This window comes from Ruegeria sp. AG7 (genome assembly GCF_056541545.1).
On record NZ_JBQFYP010000001.1, the window covers coordinates 97,212 to 117,994 of the forward strand.

26 protein-coding genes are annotated in these 20,783 nt (G+C 59.3%); 6 read left to right on the forward strand and 20 right to left on the reverse strand.

The annotated features are described in order from the left end of the window. Positions 1-39: 39 nt before the first annotated feature. Entirely contained in the window at positions 40-1,278 is a 1,239-nt protein-coding gene (locus ACR0BF_RS00525) for an aspartate kinase (protein WP_480473670.1), read from the reverse strand. A gap of 165 nt (positions 1,279-1,443) precedes the next feature. On the opposite strand from ACR0BF_RS00525, the gene ACR0BF_RS00530 reads away from it, so the two are divergent. Further along, positions 1,444-1,800 (forward strand): hypothetical protein, encoded by a 357-nt coding sequence (locus ACR0BF_RS00530; protein ID WP_480473671.1) that lies wholly within the window; start codon positions 1,444-1,446, stop codon positions 1,798-1,800. Here ACR0BF_RS00530 and ACR0BF_RS00535 read toward each other — a convergent pair. The 5 genes from ACR0BF_RS00535 to ACR0BF_RS00555 form a co-directional block, all read right to left on the reverse strand. Continuing rightward, entirely contained in the window at positions 1,794-2,432 is a 639-nt protein-coding gene (locus ACR0BF_RS00535; RefSeq protein ID WP_480624056.1) for an SDR family NAD(P)-dependent oxidoreductase, read from the reverse strand. The two genes, ACR0BF_RS00530 and ACR0BF_RS00535, sit on opposite strands and share 7 nt — an antisense overlap. Positions 2,433-2,435: 3 nt before the next feature. Continuing rightward, the gene (locus ACR0BF_RS00540) at positions 2,436-2,891 is read right to left on the reverse strand and encodes a DUF1178 family protein (RefSeq protein ID WP_480554453.1); all 456 of its coding nucleotides are present in this window, start codon (positions 2,889-2,891) and stop codon (positions 2,436-2,438) included. A gap of 72 nt (positions 2,892-2,963) precedes the next feature. Next, positions 2,964-3,425: an NUDIX hydrolase gene (locus ACR0BF_RS00545; protein WP_480554454.1), complete on the reverse strand. Its 462-nt coding sequence runs from the start codon at positions 3,423-3,425 to the stop codon at positions 2,964-2,966. Between the two features lie 140 nt (positions 3,426-3,565). After that, positions 3,566-4,309, reverse strand: coding sequence for an EcsC family protein (locus ACR0BF_RS00550; RefSeq protein WP_480624057.1), 744 nt, complete (start codon positions 4,307-4,309; stop codon positions 3,566-3,568). Between the two features lie 52 nt (positions 4,310-4,361). After that, the gene (locus tag ACR0BF_RS00555; protein ID WP_480624058.1) at positions 4,362-4,856 is read right to left on the reverse strand and encodes a GNAT family N-acetyltransferase; all 495 of its coding nucleotides are present in this window, start codon (positions 4,854-4,856) and stop codon (positions 4,362-4,364) included. A gap of 72 nt (positions 4,857-4,928) precedes the next feature. Here ACR0BF_RS00555 and ACR0BF_RS00560 point away from each other — a divergent pair, with 72 nt between their 5' ends. After that, positions 4,929-5,534: a flavin reductase family protein gene (locus ACR0BF_RS00560; protein WP_480624059.1), complete on the forward strand. Its 606-nt coding sequence runs from the start codon at positions 4,929-4,931 to the stop codon at positions 5,532-5,534. A gap of 135 nt (positions 5,535-5,669) precedes the next feature. Here the strand turns inward: ACR0BF_RS00560 and ACR0BF_RS00565 are convergent, their stop codons facing one another. Beyond that, positions 5,670-7,304 (reverse strand): SulP family inorganic anion transporter, encoded by a 1,635-nt coding sequence (locus tag ACR0BF_RS00565; protein WP_480518881.1) that lies wholly within the window; start codon positions 7,302-7,304, stop codon positions 5,670-5,672. A 165-nt stretch (positions 7,305-7,469) separates the two neighbouring features. Between ACR0BF_RS00565 and ACR0BF_RS00570 the strand changes: the two genes are divergently transcribed. Then, positions 7,470-8,030, forward strand: coding sequence for an invasion associated locus B family protein (locus ACR0BF_RS00570; RefSeq protein WP_480473682.1), 561 nt, complete (start codon positions 7,470-7,472; stop codon positions 8,028-8,030). A gap of 66 nt (positions 8,031-8,096) precedes the next feature. Further along, positions 8,097-8,969, forward strand: coding sequence for an S-methyl-5'-thioadenosine phosphorylase (locus tag ACR0BF_RS00575; RefSeq protein ID WP_480624060.1), 873 nt, complete (start codon positions 8,097-8,099; stop codon positions 8,967-8,969). Positions 8,970-8,971: 2 nt separating this feature from the next. On the opposite strand, the gene ACR0BF_RS00580 is transcribed toward ACR0BF_RS00575, so the two are convergent. Then, positions 8,972-9,820 carry an alpha/beta hydrolase gene (locus tag ACR0BF_RS00580; RefSeq protein ID WP_480624061.1) on the reverse strand — a complete coding sequence of 283 codons (849 nt, stop codon included), beginning with the start codon at positions 9,818-9,820 and terminating at the stop codon, positions 8,972-8,974. A 251-nt stretch (positions 9,821-10,071) separates the two neighbouring features. Between ACR0BF_RS00580 and ACR0BF_RS00585 the strand changes: the two genes are divergently transcribed. Then, on the forward strand, positions 10,072-10,701 hold the full coding sequence (locus ACR0BF_RS00585) for a LysE family translocator (protein WP_480604974.1): 630 nt from the start codon (positions 10,072-10,074) through the stop codon (positions 10,699-10,701). A 7-nt stretch (positions 10,702-10,708) separates the two neighbouring features. Here the strand turns inward: ACR0BF_RS00585 and ACR0BF_RS00590 are convergent, their stop codons facing one another. Next, a complete protein-coding gene (locus tag ACR0BF_RS00590) occupies positions 10,709-10,882 on the reverse strand; it encodes a hypothetical protein (protein WP_209505622.1) in 174 nt (57 codons plus the stop codon). A 325-nt stretch (positions 10,883-11,207) separates the two neighbouring features. Here ACR0BF_RS00590 and ACR0BF_RS00595 point away from each other — a divergent pair, with 325 nt between their 5' ends. Continuing rightward, positions 11,208-11,747, forward strand: coding sequence for an adenine phosphoribosyltransferase (locus ACR0BF_RS00595; RefSeq protein WP_480473688.1), 540 nt, complete (start codon positions 11,208-11,210; stop codon positions 11,745-11,747). A gap of 42 nt (positions 11,748-11,789) precedes the next feature. Here ACR0BF_RS00595 and ACR0BF_RS00600 read toward each other — a convergent pair whose 3' ends face one another. From ACR0BF_RS00600 to cyoE, 11 genes are all read right to left on the reverse strand, one after another. Continuing rightward, positions 11,790-13,205, reverse strand: a complete 1,416-nt coding sequence (locus ACR0BF_RS00600; RefSeq protein WP_480624062.1) for an FAD-binding oxidoreductase — start codon at positions 13,203-13,205, stop codon at positions 11,790-11,792. Between the two features lie 38 nt (positions 13,206-13,243). Then, positions 13,244-14,062 carry an MBL fold metallo-hydrolase gene (locus ACR0BF_RS00605; RefSeq protein ID WP_480554468.1) on the reverse strand — a complete coding sequence of 273 codons (819 nt, stop codon included), beginning with the start codon at positions 14,060-14,062 and terminating at the stop codon, positions 13,244-13,246. Between the two features lie 102 nt (positions 14,063-14,164). Beyond that, positions 14,165-14,749 (reverse strand): GNAT family N-acetyltransferase, encoded by a 585-nt coding sequence (locus ACR0BF_RS00610; RefSeq protein WP_209505614.1) that lies wholly within the window; start codon positions 14,747-14,749, stop codon positions 14,165-14,167. Beyond that, positions 14,749-16,011: a M16 family metallopeptidase gene (locus ACR0BF_RS00615; protein ID WP_480473691.1), complete on the reverse strand. Its 1,263-nt coding sequence runs from the start codon at positions 16,009-16,011 to the stop codon at positions 14,749-14,751. The genes ACR0BF_RS00610 and ACR0BF_RS00615 overlap by 1 nt, the downstream gene beginning before the upstream one ends. Beyond that, on the reverse strand, positions 16,008-17,396 hold the full coding sequence (gene thrC, locus ACR0BF_RS00620) for a threonine synthase (RefSeq protein WP_480624063.1): 1,389 nt from the start codon (positions 17,394-17,396) through the stop codon (positions 16,008-16,010). Before thrC ends, ACR0BF_RS00615 begins: the two co-directional genes overlap by 4 nt. Further along, a complete protein-coding gene (locus tag ACR0BF_RS00625; RefSeq protein ID WP_480473693.1) occupies positions 17,393-18,070 on the reverse strand; it encodes an SURF1 family protein in 678 nt (225 codons plus the stop codon). Before ACR0BF_RS00625 ends, thrC begins: the two co-directional genes overlap by 4 nt. Continuing rightward, the gene (locus ACR0BF_RS00630; protein WP_480624231.1) at positions 18,046-18,138 is read right to left on the reverse strand and encodes a twin-arginine translocation signal domain-containing protein; all 93 of its coding nucleotides are present in this window, start codon (positions 18,136-18,138) and stop codon (positions 18,046-18,048) included. The genes ACR0BF_RS00625 and ACR0BF_RS00630 overlap by 25 nt, the downstream gene beginning before the upstream one ends. An 88-nt stretch (positions 18,139-18,226) precedes the next feature. Further along, complete coding sequence (locus tag ACR0BF_RS00635; protein WP_209505605.1) at positions 18,227-19,042, reverse strand: cytochrome c oxidase subunit 3; 816 nt, start codon at positions 19,040-19,042, stop codon at positions 18,227-18,229. Positions 19,043-19,064: 22 nt separating this feature from the next. After that, positions 19,065-19,640 (reverse strand): cytochrome c oxidase assembly protein, encoded by a 576-nt coding sequence (locus ACR0BF_RS00640; RefSeq protein ID WP_480484379.1) that lies wholly within the window; start codon positions 19,638-19,640, stop codon positions 19,065-19,067. Continuing rightward, positions 19,640-19,801, reverse strand: coding sequence for a hypothetical protein (locus ACR0BF_RS00645; protein WP_267363054.1), 162 nt, complete (start codon positions 19,799-19,801; stop codon positions 19,640-19,642). Before ACR0BF_RS00645 ends, ACR0BF_RS00640 begins: the two co-directional genes overlap by 1 nt. Then, positions 19,798-20,748, reverse strand: coding sequence for a heme o synthase (gene cyoE / locus ACR0BF_RS00650; protein WP_480518862.1), 951 nt, complete (start codon positions 20,746-20,748; stop codon positions 19,798-19,800). The genes ACR0BF_RS00645 and cyoE overlap by 4 nt, the downstream gene beginning before the upstream one ends. Between the last annotated feature and the right edge of the window lie 35 nt (positions 20,749-20,783).

Sequence of the window (20,783 nt, forward strand, 5' to 3'; positions counted from 1 at the left end):
CCAATTCAGTGTGTCAGGCGAAACCCTTGGCCGATCAGCTCAGGCCGCCTTGTCCAGTTCAAAGGCATCATGCAGTGCCTGAACGGCAAGTTCCATGTATTTCCTGTCGATAAGAACGGAAATTTTGATCTCGGAGGTTGTGATGACCTTGATGTTGATCCCCTCATCCGAGAGCACCTTGAACATTTTGGCCGCGACACCCGATTGCGAGCGCATACCGATTCCCACCACCGAAACCTTGCAGACACCGGTATCGGCGACCAGTTCGGCATAGTTGAGCTCGCCCTTGTCCTTGATCGCCAGCAGCGCTTTTTCGGCACGGACCACCTGATCGGTGGGGCACGAGAAGGTCATGTCCGTGCGTCCCTCGTCCGAGATGTTCTGCACGATCATGTCGACATTGACGCCCTCATCGCTGAGCGCGGTGAAGATGGTCGAGGCGATACCGGGACGGTCCGCCACCGAAACGACGGTCATCTTGGCCTCGTCACGGGAATAGGCCACACCGGCCACAACATTGGATTCCATGATATCCTCCTCGTCAACGACCAGCGTACCGGCCTCGTCGGATTGTTCTTCGAAACTTGAAAGAACGCGCAGTTTCACCTTGTAGCGCATTGCCAGCTCGACCGAGCGAGTCTGCAGCACCTTGGCGCCCAGCGACGCCAGTTCGAGCATTTCCTCGAACGAGATCCTGTGCAGCTTGCGGGCCTTTTCGCAGATGCGCGGATCGGTGGTATAGACACCATCCACGTCGGTATAGATGTCGCAGCGTTCCGCACCAAACGCCGCGGCAAAAGCCACGGCAGTGGTGTCCGAGCCACCCCGGCCCAGCGTTGTGATGCGGCCTTCGGGGCTGAGCCCCTGAAACCCGGCCACAACGGCCACTTTCATGCCTTCGCCGAATTTCTGGTTGATGTTCGTGGTCGGGATGTCTTCGATCCGCGCCTGGCTGTGCGCACTGGTTGTCAGCAGCGGCACTTGCCAGCCCTGCCAGCTGCGCGCCGGAACGTCCATTTCCTGCAATGTCAGAGCCATCAGGCCAGCGGTGACGTTTTCGCCCGAAGATACAACAGCATCGTATTCGCGTGCATCAAACAGCGGCGAGGTCTCGTTCACCCAGCCCACCAGCTCGTTGGTCTTGCCCGACATGGCCGAGACGATGACGATCACGTCATAGCCCTTGGCAACTTCAACACCAACACGCTTGGCAGCGCGGCGGATGCGGTCCAGGTTGGCGACCGAAGTGCCGCCGAATTTCATAACGAGTACGGGCATGGGGGCAAATGTCTCCGCGCCTTGGATTAGAGGTCCCGAGCCTCATAAGCGAGGGGCACCCCAAGAGCAAGAGCGCAAACAGGACCCGCCTGTGGCACAGGGCCGCTTTACATTGCGCAGGTGCGGTGTCAGCCTGCGAGTAACAACCAAATCAAGAGGTTCCCCATGTTTCGCCTAGCCCTTGCCGTTACTTTGTTGTCGTCGCCTGTACTGGCCCAGGTTGCCAGTGTGGCCGGAACGGACGGAAAGAATGCACTGGGCAAAGTGCCCTGCGCCGCAAATGCCGGTGACCCGATGCAAAGCTGCAATGCGGAACTGCGCCGCCATGACGACGGCACGATAACGCTTGCGGTTGCTCTTGGTGGAGGAGAGGTGCGCCGCATCTATTTCAAGGAAGGCGTACCAGACTCCAGCAGTTCCACCTCGAAGATGTCGTATGAAACGCGCGGTGATTTGATGGTTATCTATATTGAACCCGGTGAAGTCTATGAAATTCCCAAAGCGGCACTGTCCCGTCAGTAAGCGTGCGCCTGTCCATCATAGGTCTCGAAACAGCCGGTTGAGCTGATCGACAGGGCCTCAAAGCGTTCCATCAGGCCCGAAACGGCCTGATCGACATCAATATCGGCGGCCGCGCCACCCATGTCGGTTTGTACCCAGCCCGGATGATAGATGCCAACGGCGATCCCGTCGGCTTTCAGATCCGTCGCCAGGTTCCGCCCCAGATTCAACGCCGCCGCCTTGGAGGCACGGTAGATATAGCTGCCCCCCGGTGCCCGCGTATGAGACGCCATCTGCGACGAGATGATCGCGACTTTGCCGCCTGCGGCACGCAGATTGGGCAACAAGGCCTGAACGGTCAGGAAAACGCCGGTCACGTTGGTGGCAAAGCTTTGCGCCCACATTTCGGCGGGGTAGCCGTCGATCGTGTGCCCCTTGTCCAGATAGACCCCGGCATTGCAGACCAGCAGATCAACGGGCTGGCCTTTCAGCTGTTCGGCCATTGCCGCCTGTTGGGCAGGGTCCGCCACGTCCAGACGCACCTGCGCGCTGCCATCGCGCGCGGTTCCGGTGACCGCGTCACCGCGGGTGTCGTAGCGCGTGGCAAGGGCGCGGCCGATACCGCGATTGGCACCGGTGATCACAACATGCATGGATCAGTTGGTCTTTCTGCTGGGCAAAAACGGCAGCGGTGCCACCGGCACGCCATCTTCGATCAGCGATTTCGCTTCATCCGGTCTGGCTTCACCATAGATCGAACGCTCTGGCGCCTCTCCCAGATGCATCTTGCGCGCCTCGCTTGCAAAATCCTTGCCAACGTAGTCCGAGTTCTTTTCCACATGGCGGCGCAACTCGGCCAGAACCTTCGCGATCTCAGGCGAAGGGGTGGCGACGTTGATCTGTTCATTGGATGCAGGCGCGTTTTCAGGTTTTCCCTGCGCACTCCGGGCCGGACGGACACGCGGTGTCATGATCGCCTTCGCAACCTGCGTACATCCGCAGATCGCGCAGGTCACCATCCTGGCAGAGGCCAGCTTGTCAAAGGCTTCTGCGGATTGAAACCAGCTGTCGAATGTGTGGCCTTCACTGCATTTCAACGCGTATTGAATCATGTTCAGTCCAAAATTGCGATTGGCGAATAGATACCGACCAGACTGACAATATCAAGCCTCTCTGGAGCTATCTTAATGTGTATATGTCTTAAAGTCGCGTAACAAATCGGCTAGCTCGGGTGATCCGACCTTTTGAGCTGCCTTTTTAGGCGCAAACCACTTGCGCCTGCGCTCGTGCTGTTCAGGGAAATCCTGCGACATAACCTGTACATGCAGCGCAAAAACATCAACCAGTATCAAGGTCGGGGGCTGATTTGGGCTATGCTTGAGGTGCAGAAACTGCCCCAGCCCCGCTGTGCTGCATCGCCCCGTCACGCCCGCTTCTTCCCAAGCTTCCTGCACTGCGGTTTCTGATGGGGTCAGCCCGGGGATGAGCCACCCCTTGGGGATAATCCAGCGCTGGGCTCGGCGCGTCGTGATCAGCAAAACCTCTGGCTGGCCATGCCGGATCCGATAACACAGGGCAGAAGATTGCCGCAAAACAGGGTGTTCCGCAGTCTCAGTCAATACACGCGGCACCGGTCTTGCATTCATTGCGCGACGCACCTTTTGTTCGGGCAACGGACCCTTTGGCCTTATAGGCGCGCATGACACGCCTATTTAGCGCCCTTCTCTTGAAAAACTACCATATGAAGTGGTGTCCGCCAAGTCTGGCGTGACGGCGCATTTGTTGATCACATGCGGGCTGACAGCTGCTTCACCAGCTCGTCATGCGGGATATCGGCGTCAACCGCCAGTCTTCGCAGGCCGAAATGCACACGCGCGATCTGCTGGTAATAGCGCGAATAGATATAGTTCGTTCCACCACCAGCCAATGCGCCGAGCACCGGGACGGACTGAGCCGCCAGTTTTTGCCCCAGCACGATTGAAAAGCGTGGTGCCACTGCAGCAATCAGACGCTGCATGGCCGGACCGGTCAGAGTCAGGCGCACCGAGAAAAAGCCGAAATCCGCACCGTCATCATGCGACAGTGGGCCCGATGCGGACAAAACCCGCACACAATCGAACTTCACGTTCTCGGCGGACGGGTCGAAACCTTCACGCGCGGCGGCCCCCTGAATGGCGCGCAACAGCATGGCGGTTGTTGCAGGTAGCTCCATCAGGGCTGTTGAAACACCGCCCAGCCCGCCGGCCGCGCCCATGGCCGTGGCAAGCGCGGTATTGACCCAGGGCTGCTGATCAGGGATCGCACGCCGGGACCCCTGAGCCGCGTGCATCGCAAGCCACAGCGCCTGCTCGGTAGCCCCTGTCAGGCCGTTCCGAACCGGATCGGGCAATTGCTCGAGCAGTGACTCGGCTGATCCGCCCAGCTTGTTCAGCAGTTTGACACCAGCCCCTCCGGCTGATCGGTAATAACCCGCCAAACGATCCAGTTCAGCCTCGGCATCCACGTTTTCGACAAGAACCACGTTCTGCATGTGCGTCCTCCTGCCTATCAACATCGGCGTTAAGCCACGCCGATTCAATAGGTCAGCGGGTCCAGCGGGTGACGGCCCCATGAACTCCGGACCAGACACCGGGCATCAGTTCCAGCCCCAAAACCCGGTCCGGGTTGGTGGGCGGCGGCATCTCGACACCTTGCAGCCGCGCAAAACCAAATCGTCTATAATAGGGTTCGTCACCGACCAGCATGACCCGCTGCCACCCGCGTTTTCGCCCGGCTTCAACACCGGCATGGATCAGATATCCGCCCAGACCCTCGCCCTGGTGGGTAGGGTGCACGGCAACGGGCCCCAGCAACAATGCATCGTGTTCGCCGACATGGACCGGCCAAAAGCGGATCGCCCCAGCCAAGATACTCTGACCGTCGCGCGCGACCAAAGACAAGCCCGCAACCGGCGGCACATCATCGCGCAACCGGTAGGACGACAACGCCTCACGGCCCGGCGCAAAGCACAGATCGTATAGGGCCTCGACTTCCCACCAATCGTCCGGCTCTTCCGGCCTGATCCCGAATTGCTGCACGTTTGCCCTCTTTTCCTTGCTGGAAATCGCCCTAGCACTTCGTTACGCCTTGGGCAAACGCTTGGAGATATGATGTTCTACCGCCCTGAAGACGGCCACGGCCTGCCGCACAACCCGTTCAACGCCATTATCACGCCACGCCCGATCGGCTGGATCTCGACCCGTGATGCGGATGGGATCAACAATCTGGCACCCTATTCCTTTTTCAACGGGGTTGCTTACACACCACCGCAAGTGATGTTTGCCACAACCGGCACGAAACACGATCAGGTCGGCGGCAAGGACAGTATCGCCAATATCGAGGCGACTGGCGTATTCTGCGTGAATGTAGTGGCCCATGCGCATCAGGATGCCATGAACGCCAGCTCGGCCAGCCTTCCCAAGGAAGTGGACGAATTTGCCCATGCCGGATTAACCCCGGTCGAATGTGAAACCATCCCCTGTGCCCGCGTACAAGGTGCCCCGGCGGCGTTGGAATGCAAGCTCACCCAGATCGTGACCCTGCCCGGCACGGCCAACCGCGTCGTGTTTGGCGAAGTGACAGGCGTGCATCTGCTCGACGACCACATCCGGGAGGGCAAGTTCGACGTAACCTCGTTCAAACCTCTGGCACGGCTTGGATACCGGGACTATTCGGTCGTGTCCGAGCTGTTCTCGCTCAATCGCCCGGATGATTGAGGTTGTCGGGGGCTCTGCCCCCACCGCCCGTTCCGGGCGGCTCCCCCGGGATATTTTTTGGCCAGATGAAGCAGGGATCCTTCATTCATCTGGCTTCAAATATCCCGGAGCGCGAGGCAGAGCCTCGCAAAAGGATCAGTGGCCGCCCAGAATGCCGGTACGGACCGAATAATCGACGGCAAGTTCATAATCCGGGTCATCATCACTGTCGACCATCAGGTGGCCTGCCTTGTTCAACAGCTTGTGGCAATCCCGGCTCAGGTGGCGCAGCATGACGCGTTTACCCGCGGCCTCGTATTTGGCCGCGATGTTTTCGATGGCTTGCAATGCCGACTGGTCCACCACACGGCTTTCAGCGAAATCGACGATGACGGTTTCCGGGTCATTCGGCACATCGAAAAGTTCGATAAAGCCATCCGATGACCCAAAGAACAGCGGTCCCTGGATTTCATAGACCTTCGCCCCTTTTTCGGTCGCCGAGTCGCGGGTGACCGCGTGGATGCGCTTGGCGTTGTTCCAAGCATAGGCCAGAGCCGAGACAATGACGCCGACAACAACCGCCACCGCGAGGTCTTCCATCACCGTCACGACAGTGACCAGAACGATGACAAAGGCGTCGGTCAGTGGAACCTTGCGCAGGATCTTGAACGAGTTCCACGCAAAGGTGCCGATCACCACCATGAACATCACCCCAACCAGCGCGGCCAGCGGGATCTGTTCGATCAGCGGTGAGGCAAACAAGATGAAGGTCAGCAGAAACAGCGCCGCAGCGATCCCCGCGATGCGGGTCCGGCCACCGGATTTCACGTTGATCATCGACTGACCGATCATCGCGCAGCCACCCATGCCACCGAAAAAGCCGGTCACGATATTCGACGCACCTTGCGCGATACATTCCTGAGAAGCCCCGCCGCGCTTGCCGGTGATCTCGCCCACAAGGTTCAGGGTCAGCAGGGATTCGATCAGGCCAATCGCAGCCAGAATGACGGCGTAGGGCAGGATGATCTCAAGCGTGCCCCAGTTCAGCGGAACCATCGGGATGTGGAAGGCAGGCAGGCCACCTTCGATCGAGGCCAGATCACCGACGCGCGGGACATCCAGCCCCAGACCGATCACCAGCGCAGCGACAACCAGAATACCGGCCAAAGGTGCTGGAATGAGACGCGTGATGCGCGGCACCACCCAGATCACCGCCATTGTCAGTGCTACAAGGCCTAGCATGGTGTATAGCTGCGCACCCGAGAGCCATTCTCCACCACCCATGCCGTGACCGGTGTTTTCCATGGTACCCGGCACCTTGAACTGGCCCATCTGGGCCAGAAAGATCACGATGGCCAAGCCATTCACAAAGCCCAGCATCACCGGGTGCGGCACCAGTCGGATGAAGCGGCCCCAGTGCATCGCCCCGGCGATAACCTGGAGGATCCCCATCAGAACCACCGTCGCGAACAGGTATTCGACCCCATGTTCGGCCACCAAAGCCACCATGACGACCGCCAGCGCGCCCGTCGCTCCCGAGATCATGCCGGGTCGCCCGCCGATCAGCGCGGTGATGAGCCCCACAAGGAACGCGGCATAGAGGCCCACCAGCGGATGCACGCCTGCCACAAAAGCAAAGGCCACGGCCTCGGGCACCAGCGCGAGGGCCACGGTCAGGCCGGACAGCAGCTCGATCCGCAGGCGAGAGAAGGTCAGCCCCTCATCCGGCACCCAGCGCAGATCGGGTATGGCGATACGGTTGGCAAAACTTGCCAGCAAGGCTCGGGGCATTGGACAGTCCTATAGGATATTATGTTCGCGCGAAGGGGTCGTTGTAGCGGGCGCGCCGCTGTTAAGCCACCGCAGGAGGTGGGATGCAGCCATGCACATGGCGCATAACTGGCCTCTCAGCAACGTGATTTGCGGCGCCCGGATCAAGCACCCAAATGTGAGTTCATGCGTTGGATTGCCCTCATTTTTTTATCGGCCCTGCCCGCCTTTGCACAGGACTTGCAAGGGAATGACACGGCTGGAAACTGGCGTGTCACGCACCATGAAATTTTCGGCATCTGGAATTCGATTTGTGACGAGCGTGAAGAAGCCGGTGCTTTGGTGCAGCGCTGTTACATAAGGCGCGCTGAGGTGTTTTCCTTGCGTCCGAAATTTGCGGCGCAGTTCATGTTCATCACACCTGAGCCAGATGGATTCAAAATCGAGTTTGGAATTGAGCCGGGTACCTTCTTCAACCCTTCTGGATTCCGCATAGAGAAAGATCAGGATGTGATCTGGCGCACGCGGCGTCCCGGTTGCCTGACAGGGTTAAGCTGTACGTTCGAGGATCATCGCGCCGACGGCCTGCTGGATGCCATGCTGAACGGGGATGCGTATCGTTTTGAGTTTCGTGACAGGCATGGTCAATCGCAAGACCTGACGTGGCCTCTGGATGAGTTTGGAGCCGCCTGGACGGATTTCAACACGCAATCTCAACAGCGTAACCTGCTGGCGAAACAGGAATAGACCTCTTGTCAATTTCGGGTCGAACCCGCACAAATTCAATATCAGTATCTCAGGCGGAGCAGGACAGTGACCCAAACCAGGATTGCCGTTATCGGCGGATCAGGCATCTATGACATCGATGGGCTGGAAAATGCGGAATGGGTCAGCGTCGATACCCCTTGGGGGACACCTTCGGATCAGATCCTGACCGGGTCGCTGGACGGTGTCGCGATGGCCTTTCTGCCGCGCCATGGGCGCGGGCATGTGCATTCGCCCACCGATGTGCCCTATCGCGCCAATATCGACGCGCTGAAACGGCTTGGTGTGACGGATGTGATATCGGTCTCGGCCTGCGGGTCGTTTCGCGAACTCATGGCACCGGGCGATTTTGTCATCGTCGATCAGTTCATCGACCGGACATTTGCGCGCGACAAGAGCTTTTTCGGCACAGGCTGCGTCGCCCATGTCAGTGTTGCGCATCCGACCTGCCCGCGCCTGTCGGACGCCTGTGAGACCGCGGGCAAGGCTGCCGGTATCACGATCCATCGCGGCGGCACCTATCTGGCGATGGAAGGGCCGCAGTTTTCTTCTCTTGCGGAATCGAAGATGTATCGCGAGCAATGGGGCTGCGACGTGATCGGCATGACCAATATGCCCGAAGCCAAGCTCGCTCGCGAAGCCGAGCTTTGTTATGCCTCGATCGCGATGGTTACGGATTATGACAGCTGGCACCCGGAACATGGTGAGGTGGATGTGACCACCATCATTGCGACCCTGACCGGCAATGCCGACAAGGGCCGTGCACTGGTCAAGGGCCTTCCCGCCCTGTTGGGGGCTGACCGCGCGCCCTGCCCGCATGGCTGTGACCGGGCGCTGGAATATGCCATCCTCACCGCACCCGAAAAGCGCGATCCGGCGCTGCTGGCCAAGCTGGACGCGGTGGCCGGGCGAATTCTCTGAAATCAGTTCTGTGGCAGGCGGTCTTGAACGGTCTGCCACAGGCCGTATGACCACAAGTCGTTGTGGGTTCCGCCGGGAATCGAGAAAAACTCGACCCTCTCACCGCCCATCTCGGCAAGGCGCGCGCCGTGATGCGCTGGAACGGTTTGATCATCTGTGCCGTGGAAGATCAACGTCGGCATCTCGATTGTCCCGATGATGTCGCGGGTGGCAAACTGGTCGCGCATCAGTGACGCTACGGGCAACCAAGGATAGCGTTCAGCCGCCACATCCACAGTCGCAGTAAATGGCGCTTCCAGCACCAGCATCTCGGCCTCGGGCCGTTGCGCCGCAACCGCCGCAGCCACTCCTGTACCAAGGCTTTGGCCGTGTAGAACAACTGGCTCTCCGGCCCTACGCAAATGGTCAAACAACTCTAATCCGTCCAAGATCAAACCTGCTTGGGACGGCGCGCCTGTACTTCCCGGAAACCCGCGATAGCTGGGCGCCAGAAGCCCGTAGCCGCTGTTCAGTATCTCTTGAAATCGGGCCGCGCGGTCGCTCAGATTGCCGCTCTGGCCGTGAAAGAACAATACGGTCGGGGCACCTTCGACGGCTGCCGGCGCGGCCCAAACCGTCAGAACCGTACCATCGGACATAGGCAGTGAAAGCACATCGATATCCGCCAAAGAAACCGAGGCTGGATCAGGCAATTCACCATCTGGCTTGTAAAGCAGCGATTGCTGGTTGAAGTACATGTATCCAACGATGATCCCATACACGACGCCCCCGGCCAGCATGAGGCCAAGCAGCAACCGTTTGATGCGATTGATCCGCTTCAACGAATTGGCATCTGTACTTTGGATCTGCACCTTTACCTCCTGCTATGTTGTGCCTTTTAGGCTGGGCAGGTTCAGGACCGTTTCAAGATGAATGAGCAAAGCTTCATCCAAACTTCAAGTCCTTGTCACACTGCCTAAATCTATGAGCTTTGCGATTCAGATGCGAGAAACGCACAGGTGCTCGATCTTGTCGCCTCAAAAACAGCCAAACGATCAAGGCAGATGCTTGACGTTGGCATCATACACGGGCTTGGTGTGACGACACCTTTACAGGAGACACCATGTCGCTTGAACTCTGGCTGGCTTTTGTCGCCGCCTCCACCGCTTTGCTGCTGATCCCGGGCCCGACCGTGCTGTTGGTGCTGAGCTATGCGCTGTCCAAGGGGCGCAGTGTTGCCGTGGCCTCGGCCACAGGGGTGGCTGTGGGGGATCTTGTGGCGATGACCGCATCTTTGTTGGGACTGGGCGCGCTTGTTCTGGCCTCGGCCACCTTGTTTTCCGTCCTCAAATGGGTCGGAGCGGCTTATCTGGTCTGGCTTGGAATTAAACTGCTGCGCAGCGCCCCGGCAAGTAGTCTGGGAACGGTCGCGACCGGGCGGGATATCACCCCCCGCAGCGTGTTTGGACATGCGGCCGCTGTCACGGCACTGAACCCGAAATCCATCGCCTTTTTCATCGCCTTTGTGCCGCAGTTCCTGCGCCCGGCTGAACCACTGGGGCCGCAATTTGCCATCCTGATCGCCACTTTCGTCGGACTGGCCTGGCTGAATGCCCTGGCTTATGCGTTGCTGGCCGACCGGTTGCGGCGGCTGATTGGCCGCGCCAGCGTGATCACGGGGATGACGCGGTTTGGCGGGCTGACCCTGATCGGGATGGGTGTCGTTACGGCAGTTCTACGCCGTCCGGCCTGATCCCTTTTCAGTTTTCGGCGTTTTCCTTCATGAACCCGCGGATAAACCGGCGGATTTCGCGGGCCGCAGACGTATCCAGCTCCCTGCACAACTCGACAAACGCGTCGCGTTCATCCTTGTCCAGACGCAGAACCAGCTGGCTGTTTTTCTTCGTCGATCCCTTGCCGTCTTTCTTTGGCACGCGCGTTGCTCCTAGCAAATGCTCGTTACTTTAGGCGATGCATTGTGTATACATAGCATAGTGATTGTCGTTATCTGGCACTTAACAGCACCGGAATGGAAATGGCAATGAACCTTCGAACCACACGAGCCTTTCTTTTGCGAAATCAACGCAATTGGCGTAAACCGCACTTGTCTTTGCCACCTGTCACACTTCACCGGTATTACGGACTGCCCAAGGCTGTGGTTTAGCGCCGCTGGTGATCGCGTAAATGAATTGTTCCTTGCATGGCTAACCCTCTTGGGCCAAACACGTTTTGGTATTTGAAGCGGAAAAGGGTTGGTTCATGTCAAGGAACAAGACTGTCAAAGACTACATCCGGACGATTGTCGACTTCCCGCATGAAGGAATTCTGTTTCGCGATGTGACGACTCTGTTTGCCGATCCGCGCGGATTTCGGATGGCCATTGACCAGATGCTGCACCCCTATGCCGGGGAACGCATCGACAAGGTTGTCGGTCTTGAGGCGCGGGGCTTTATCCTTGGGGGTGCGATTGCGCATCAACTGAGCCTGGGTTTCGTGCCGATCCGCAAGAAAGGCAAGCTGCCCGGCACAACGATCAGCCAGGATTACAAGCTGGAATATGGTGAAGCGATTGTCGAGATCCACGACGACGCTATCCAACCGGGGGAAAAGATCCTTGTCGTTGACGACCTGCTGGCCACAGGCGGCACTGCGGCGGCGGGCATCAAACTGATCGAGCGTTTGGGCGGTGAGATCGTCTCATGCGCGTTCATTATCGACCTGCCTGACCTCGGTGGTCGCAAGCTACTGGAAGATATGGGCATGGACGTGCATGTCCTGTGCGAATTCGAAGGGCTTTAACGCGGCAAGCTTCGGATAGCGAAACAAGGGTCGGGGTCAGGTTCACGCCTTCAGCACCGCGCCGGGGTTCATGATGCCATGGGGGTCCAGCGCCGCCTTGATGGCCCGCATCGCATCTAGCTTTACCGGATCGCCATAGCGTTCCAGATCGCTCGTTTTCATGCGGCCCACGCCATGTTCCGCGCTGACCGAACCGTCAAAAGCGTGGACCAGATCATGCACGGCCCGCTTGACCACGGCGCTCTGACCTTCAAATTCCGCGCGGCGCTGCCCCTCCGGGGGAAAGACATTGTAATGCAGATTGCCATCCCCCAGATGGCCAAAGCAATTGATCCGGAACGGCCCGAGACTGGAAATCACCTTTTCCCCTTGGCGCACAAAATCCGGAATTCCTGAGATCGGGATCGAGATATCATGGCTCGACACCGAGCCGATCAGGCGGTTGGCCTCGGGGATACGCTCGCGCACGGCCCACAACTCACCGCGCTGCGCCTCGCTTTGTGCAATCACGCCATCCTGAACCAGCCCAAGTGCTTGCGCCCGGACAAAGATATCCTCCAGCGCGTCGTACGGAGACTGCCCCGGAGCCAGCCCCAACTCGATCAGAACGCTCCACTCTGGCGGTGTCTTAAACGGTTGCCGGACGTCCGGCAGAACCTCGGACAAGAACTCTAACCCTTGCTGGTGGATCAGTTCGAAAGTGCTGACAGCCTCGCCCACGCGATCACGCGCCAGGGCCAGCAGGGAAATGGCGGCTTCGGGTGACGCCACCTGAAACATCGCCGTCCCGATCCCGGCAGGCCGGGGAAACAGCTTGAGTGCGGCTGCAGTGATGATCCCAAGCGTGCCCTCGGCCCCGATCAGCAGGTTGCGCAGGTCATAGCCTGTGTTGTCCTTTCGCAACCGGCTGAGACCATGCCAGATTTGACCGTTGGGCAGAATGGCCTCGAGCCCAAGGCACAGGTCGCGCGCATTGCCATATCGCAAGACGTTGACGCCTCCCGCATTGGTGGACAGGTTGCCCCCGATCCGACAGGATCCCTGCGCCGCCAGCGTCAAGGGAAACAGGCGGTCTTGCGCTTCAGCCGCGGCTTGGACGTCCTGCAAAATGGCGCCGGCCTCGGCAATCAGCACATTTTCAGTGGAATAGACGGACCGGATGGCTGTCATCCGTTCCAGCGAAATCACAAGGGGCGCTGGCCCGTGCGGCATCACCTGCCCCCCGACCAGACCGGTTCCACCACCATAAGGCACCACCGGAACGCGCTCCCCGCACGCCACCTGCACCAGTACCGAGACCTCCTCGGTTGTGCGGGGCAAGGCCAGCAGGCCAGCCTGTCCGGCAAATCGCCCGCGCGGCTCTTCCAGATACCGGTCGGCCACCGGGCGCAACACCTGATCGCCCAGTTTCGAGCGGATCAGCGTGGCAATGCGGTCATCAGCGGGGTTCAAACTCATACGCTTTCAATGCCCAACCGATTCCTCCACGGCAAGCCTTATTCCAGATCAATCAGATAGCGCGGCTCCAGCACGACAACCGTTGGCCGATCCGGCAAGTCACGCAGTGAGACGGTGATCTCGGACACGCCGTCACGTTCAACCGGGAACTCATCTCGGATATCCACGAGGAAGCGATCCAGCGAAAACTCCGAGAACCAGTGCATCGGAACGATCACCGAGCTTTTCAGCCGCTTCAGAACCGAGATCATGTCAGGCAAGGGCATGGTTGTTCCGCCATCAACGGCGGCCATGACCACATCCAACCGACCCAGCGCAGCAAACTGTTCGTCTGAAGGTACATGATGCAAATGTCCCAGATGACCGATGCACAGACCTTCGACCTCGAACACGAAGATCGAGTTGCCGCGTTCCTCTACCCCGCCATAGGCCGAGCGGATATCGGTCGGGACATTGCGTATCAGCATCTCGCCCAGATCCAGATGATGTTCGATTCCTTGCCCGAACTCTCCCCATCCCGGCAGGACATGCGGGATCGCCGGGTCGGGATGCGCCGTCCAATGGGTGTCATGGGCATGGTTCATCGTCACCACATCGGGAATCAGATCGGCACCCCCGATGAACCCGGTAAAATCGGTCACCACATTCAACCCGCCACGGGTCTGGATCATAAAGGCGGCATGCGCGACATAGCTGATGCGCACCGAAAACTCCGGTACCGGGTCCTGCCACGCGGCTTTGTGCAGATATTCGATCCCCGGCGCCGCGTCGGCGATGGCGATACAATGGCTCGGCCGTCGCTCCTGCGCCACGGCCCCGCCCGAAATCACCATCAATGCTGCAACCAACCAGCGCATACCCAAAGTGTAGCGCAGATCGCCACCAAGTCATGCCCCTTGTTCATCTGGCCAAAAATATCCCGGGGGAGGTGCGGCTTGCCGCGGCGGGGGCAGAGCCCCCTAGCCCGCGTCTGTCTTGCCACGCCGGTCGGACCGCAGGCTGGCATAGAGAACATGCGTCCGCCATCGCCCGTTGATCTGTAGATATGACTGCGCCACGCCTTCATATTTGAAGCCTGAGCTTTCCAGCAAACCGCGCGACGCCCGGTTTTCCGGCAGGCACGCGGCTTCGATCCGGCTCAGATCCAGACGGGTAAAGGCGTGATGCACCATCGCGCCGATCGCTTCGCGCATGTATCCCTGACGGGCAAAGGATTCACCGGTCCAGTAACCCAGGGTTCCGGCCTGCGCAGGGCCGCGCCGAATATTGTCCAGCGTGATCGCCCCGACCAACACATTGTCTTCACGGCGAAACAGGAACAGCGGGATTGCTGTACCACTCGCGACCGAGCGCTGAGCCCAGTAGACCCGATTGGTAAAGGATTTGCGGCTCAGGTGATCCTTGGCCCAGATCGGCTCCCACGGGGTCAGGTAACCTTTTGAGGCGCGCCGCAACGCTGCCCAATCATTGAAATCGGAATGTACAGGCGGGCGCAAGCTGAGCCGCGCGGTCTCGAGTTTCAGCTTGCGTCTGCCCAACAGCATCACGCTGCACGCCTCTCCTGCAAGTCCGCCAATGTCGGTGCGTCTGCGACCGGTCCGTAAAGCGCCAGCGCCGCCGGGGCCTGAACAGCCATGGTTTCGGCAAAGGCGCGCACGTCTTCGGTGCTGACCGCATCGATCTTGGCGACCGTGTCTTCCAGCGAAGGTACCCGTCCCCAGATCTGCACCAGCCGCGCCAGACGCTCAGCCCGATTCGACGGGCTTTCCAGCCCCATCAGCATCCCGGCCTTCATCTGGGCGCGGGCACGGGCGACCTCTTCGGGGCTCATGTCCTCGGCGGCGCGCTTCATCTCATCGATCGTGATCGTCGCCAGCTCGGCCACCTGATTGGCCGAGGTTCCGGCATAGATCGTGGTTGTTCCGGTATCGGCATAGGCACCGGTCTGCGCAAAGATCGTGTAGCACAGCCCACGTGTTTCACGCACTTCCTGAAACAGGCGCGAAGACATGCCACCGCCCAATGCGGTCGAATAGATCTGCGCCGTATAGATCGCATCGTCGCGATAGCCGGGGCTTTCCAGCGCCAGAGCGAAATGCGCCTGTTCCAGCTCTTTTACCTGCCGGGCTTCGCCACCGGTAAAGCGTGCAACCTCGGGGATCAGACCCTTACGGGATTGCAGATGGCCAAACATCTCTTCGGCCAGTTTCATCAGCATGTCGTGATCCACAGCACCTGCTGCTGACAGGATCATCTGTTCGGGGCCATAATGTTCGGTCACAAAGCCCGACAGATCCTCACGCGAGAAGGCACTCACCCGCTCCGTTGGGCCCAGGATCGTCCGGCCCAGGGGCTGGTCGTGATAGCTCTGCTCTTGCAGCCAGTCAAAGATCACATCGTCGGGCGTGTCATGGGCCTGACCGATTTCCTGAAGGATCACACCCCGCTCGACCTCGATCTCGCGCGGATCGAAAACCGGGTTCAGAACGATGTCGCCGATGACATCCATCGCCAGCGCTACGTCGTCCTTCAGAACGCGTGCGTAATACGCCGTCACCTCGCGCGAGGTATAGGCGTTGATATAGCCGCCCACATCCTCGATCGCCTCGGCAATCTGCAAGGCCGAACGGCGCTCGGTTCCCTTGAACGCCATATGCTCAAGGAAATGCGCGATGCCGTTCTGCTCGATCCGCTCATGCCGCCCACCGGCGGTTACCCAGATGCCGATGGCCGCAGATTGCAGCCCTGGCATGTGTTCACTGACTATACGGAACCCGTTCTTCAGTTGGTCTTGTCTGACAGTCACTCAGCGATGTGCCTTTTTATATGATCCTCAAGGGCACCCAGATCATTGGCGATGCGGGTCACCCGTTCCGGACGTTCATACAGATCCGACATGCGGGAGGGAAGAGGCGGATGTTCGCCACTCGCCTTCTCGACCGCGGCCGGGAATTTCGCCGGGTGCGCGGTGGCCAGCGTGATCATCGGAACGTCTGCCGCGCGGTGCTCTTCGGCAACCTTGATGCCCACGGCGGTGTGCGGGCAGACCAGTTCGGCACTGTGCGCCAGCGTGGATTTGATCGTGGCCAACGTTTCCTCTTCGGACACACGGCCCGAATCGAAATTCTCACGCAGCGCTTCCATCGCACCCTGGCTGATATTGAAACCACCCTTTTTCAGCTCATCCATCAATTGTGCGACGGCCCCGCCATCTTCGCCATAGGCATAATAGAGCGCGCGTTCGAAATTCGAGCTGACCTGAATATCCATCGACGGGCTGATCGAAGGGATGGTTTCACCCTTGAAATACCCCTCGCCTGTCAGGCAGCGATGCAGAATGTCGTTCTGGTTGGTCGCCACCACAAGGCGGTCAATCGGCAGCCCCATACGCTTGGCCAGATAACCCGCGAAGATGTCACCAAAGTTGCCGGTTGGCACCGTGAAGCTGACCTTGCGATGCGGCGCGCCGAGACTGACGGCGGCCGAGAAGTAATAGACGATTTGCGCCAAGACGCGGGCAAAGTTGATTGAGTTCACACCCGCCAGTTTCACGCAATCCCGGAAATCGAAATCGTTGAACATGTCTTTCAGCGCTGCCTGGCAATCGTCGAAATCGCCATCCACGGCCAGAGCATGTACATTGCTGTCCGCAGGCGTGGTCATCTGGCGGCGCTGCACTTCGGACACGCGGCCATGCGGGAACAGGATGAACACATCCACCGCGTCCAGCCCGCGGAACGCCTCGATCGCTGCTGAACCGGTATCCCCGCTGGTCGCGCCGACGATGGTCACACGGTCACCACGGCGTTTCAGCGCCACCTGGAACAACTGGCCGATCAGCTGCATGGCAAAGTCCTTGAAGGCCAGTGTGGGGCCGTGGAACAGTTCCAGCAGGAAGTGGTTCTCGTTCAGCTGCTTCAATGGCGCGCGGGCATCGTGGCCGAAACCTTCATAAGCGCGGGCGATGATCGCCTTGAACTCAGCCTCGGCGAATGAGCCGCTGACATAGGGCCACATCACGCGGAATGCGATTTCTTCATAGGGTAATCCGGCCAGCGCCGCGATCTCGTCCTGCGACATCACCGGGATTTCGGCGGGCAGATACAGGCCACCGTCGCGGGCAAGCCCGGTCAACATTGCCTCTTCAAACGTCAGTTCGGGCGCCTGCCCGCGGGTCGAGATGTATTTCATGTCGCGTCACTTTCAGAATTGGCACGGCTGCGCCACAGGAAGTACCCGGTCATCGCTGCCCAGACCAGAGCCAGACCAAACCAGGTGATTGCATATTGCAGGTGATCGTTTGGTATGCCCGCCGTGTCCACCGGCAGCGGTGTCACATTCGGATCGGTTTGCGAACGGGCGATCAGCAGAACAGGCTCCGCGCCCAGTGCAGCCGCAAGCGCGGGCACATCGCGGGCGAACCAGATGTTGGCATCAAGATCAGGTGCGGGCGTGTAACTGTCGATTTCATCTGGCCAATGCAGATTGCCGGTAATCTCCATTTGGCCGTTGCGCCGCCCGGCCTGTTTGGCCGTGGTCGGGATGAACCCCCGGTCAATCAGAATGGTCCGGCCCTCGGTATTGAACGGCTGAATGATACGATACCCCGCACCGACCTGTTTGAGCGACACAAGAACATGGATCTCCGCAGGCTCCATCTCGCCCGACGCAGTTACCGGCAGGTATTTGTCTTGATCCACCGAAACCTGCGGCGGCAGGGAAACCGGCGTGGCCGAGATCCGATCTTCGATCTCGGCCAGAACGTCCTGCTTCCATGCCAGGCGCTGCACCTGCCAGAAGCCCAGCGACAGCAGCACGCCCAAACCGGCGAGGCCGAAGATCAGCAGGAACAGGATGCGGCGCATGTCAGGACCAAACTTCTTTTCAGGAACCGGCGTCTTGTTAAGGGGCGTGCGGGCTGAATTGCAACCACGCAATTGTATGGGGCGCAATCTTGCGCCCCGCATAGAGAAAAAGCCGCCCCTTGGGGCGGCTTTTGCAACTGATCGGTCTGATCGGCGTTACATCAGCGGAGCCTGACCCCAGATGTAGACGGCAAAGAACAGGAACAGCCAGACTACATCAACGAAGTGCCAGTACCAAGCCGCAGCTTCGAACCCGACGTGTTTTTCCGGGGTGAAGTCACCCTTCAGCGCGCGGATCAGGCAGACGGTCAGGAAGATCGTCCCGATGATCACATGTGCGCCGTGGAAACCCGTTGCCATGAAGAAGTTGGAATAGAACTGGTCACCGCCGAATTCCCAGCCTTCATGCTTGAGCAGTTCGGCGTATTCATAGCCCTGCAAGAAGGTAAAGGCGATGCCCAGCACGATGCCAATGGCCAGACCATTGATCAGCGCCTTGCGGTCATTGTCATGCACCAGTGCATGGTGGGCCCAGGTGATCGCACAGCCTGACAGCAACAGGACCAGAGTGTTGATCAGCGGCAAGTGGAACGGGTCAACGGCATGAATATCCGGCTGGATGTATTCGGTGCCTGCATAGTCGTACATCGGGTACATGCGATGTTTGAAGAACGACCAGAACCAGGCGAAAAAGAACATCACCTCGGACATGACGAACAGGATGAAGCCGTAACGCAGACCGATGCGGACAACAGGCGTGTGATCGCCCTGACGGCTTTCTGCGACCACATCCGACCACCAGGCGAACATCGTATAAAGCACCGCTGCCAGACCGGCCCAGAACATGAAGGGCGTGATGCCTTGCATCCAGAGAACGGCTCCGAACAGCATGACAAAGCCGCCGACGGCGCCGATCAGAGGCCAGATCGACGGGGCCAGAATGTGATAATCGTGGTTTTTAGCGTGTGCCATCAGCGTCCCTCACCTACAGGCGTTAGTTCGTGTTTGTATCTGCCTGCGCATCGAGGGCGGCATAGCCCTCGGGCAGGTCAATTTCGTAGAATGTATACGACAGCGTGATCGTATGAACATACTTGGCTTCAAGATCCTCGACCATTTCCGGGTCGACGAAGAACGTCACTGGCATCTCAACGCGTTCGCCAGGTTGCAGCACCTGCTCTTCAAAGCAGAAACAGGCAATCTTCTGGAAATACCCACCCGCAGAATAGGGGGCCACGTTGTAAGACGCCTGCCCGGCAATGGGGCGGTCTGTCGGGTTATAGGCCTCGTAAAAGGCGAGGCCGGTTTCGCCGATGCGCACATCCATCTCGCGCACGACCGGCTTGAACTCCCATTCCATATCCTTGGCCTTGGACGCGTCAAAGCGGATGGTAACTGTGCGATCCAGAATGGTATCGGGGGCGGTTTCGGCAACACCAGTGGTGCCGCCAAATCCGGTCACCCGGCAGAACCAGTTGTAAAACGGCACCGATGCCCAGGCGAGACTGCCCATCAGGACAACCACGCCGACGGTCTGGACAACCGTTTTCTGAGGACCGGACAACGCCATCAGTTCTGAACCTCTTGCGTCGCCCTGTTGAAATCAGTGCCCGAGACCTTGACGATGGTCAGGCCAAAGATAATCACGATAAAGGCAGCCAGCGTCAGGCCCACACCCAGATTGCGGCTGAACCGGCGCTGATGCAGCTCGTGGTCTTTGCGAAGGCTCATGACCATCCCCCCAGACCATAGGGTTTTAGCAAGGCTTCGGCCAGAACGGCACCGAAATGCAGGAACAGATACAGCAGCGACAGCTTGAAGAAACCGCGTTCGACCTTGAAGTTATCGGCCTCGGAATCGTCCTCGGTCCGGCGCGAGATTTTCCACGCGCCCCGCAGGAACAGGATGTTCAGAACCAATGCAACGGTCAGATAGATCGGGCCGCCAATGCCCGAAAATGCAGTTCCGACGGCCAGCAGGGCCAGCAGTGCTGTATAGACTAGGATATGGACACGTGTCGCCCGGCGACCGTGGGTGACGGTCAGCATCGGCACGCCCGCGTCGTCATAGTCCGAGCGCATGAACAGGGCCAGCGCCCAGAAATGCGGCGGCGTCCACATGAAGGTCAGGGCAAACATCAGCCAAGGCTCGACCGACATCGATCCCGTGGCGGCCACCCAGCCAATCACCGGAGGGAACGCGCCAGCTGCGCCACCGATCACGATGTTCTGCGGCGTCGAACGCTTCAGCCACATCGTGTAGACGACAACATAGAAGAAGATGGTGAAGGCCAGAAACGCGCCTGCGAACCAGTTGGTCGCAAGGCCCAGCATGATCACCGACAGACCCGACAGAGCCAGACCAACGGCCAGCGCCTCGCCTTCCTCGACCTTGCCAGAAGGGATCGGGCGGGACTTGGTGCGCTTCATGACACGGTCGATATCCGCGTCCCACCACATGTTCAGCGCGCCTGATGCTCCGCCGCCGATAGCGATGAACAGGATGGCGCAAAAACCGACGAAGGGATGGACAGGAACAGGCGCCGCCAACAAACCGACCAATGCCGTGAACACGACCAGCGACATCACGCGCGGCTTCAGCAGGGCGAAGTAATCGCCAAAGCCGGCCTCGTCCGCCCGGGCGGTCACTGTGCTGGCATTGATGCTTGCGTCGGTCATTTCCGGTCCTTTTGGGGCGAAAACTGCGCGGATCG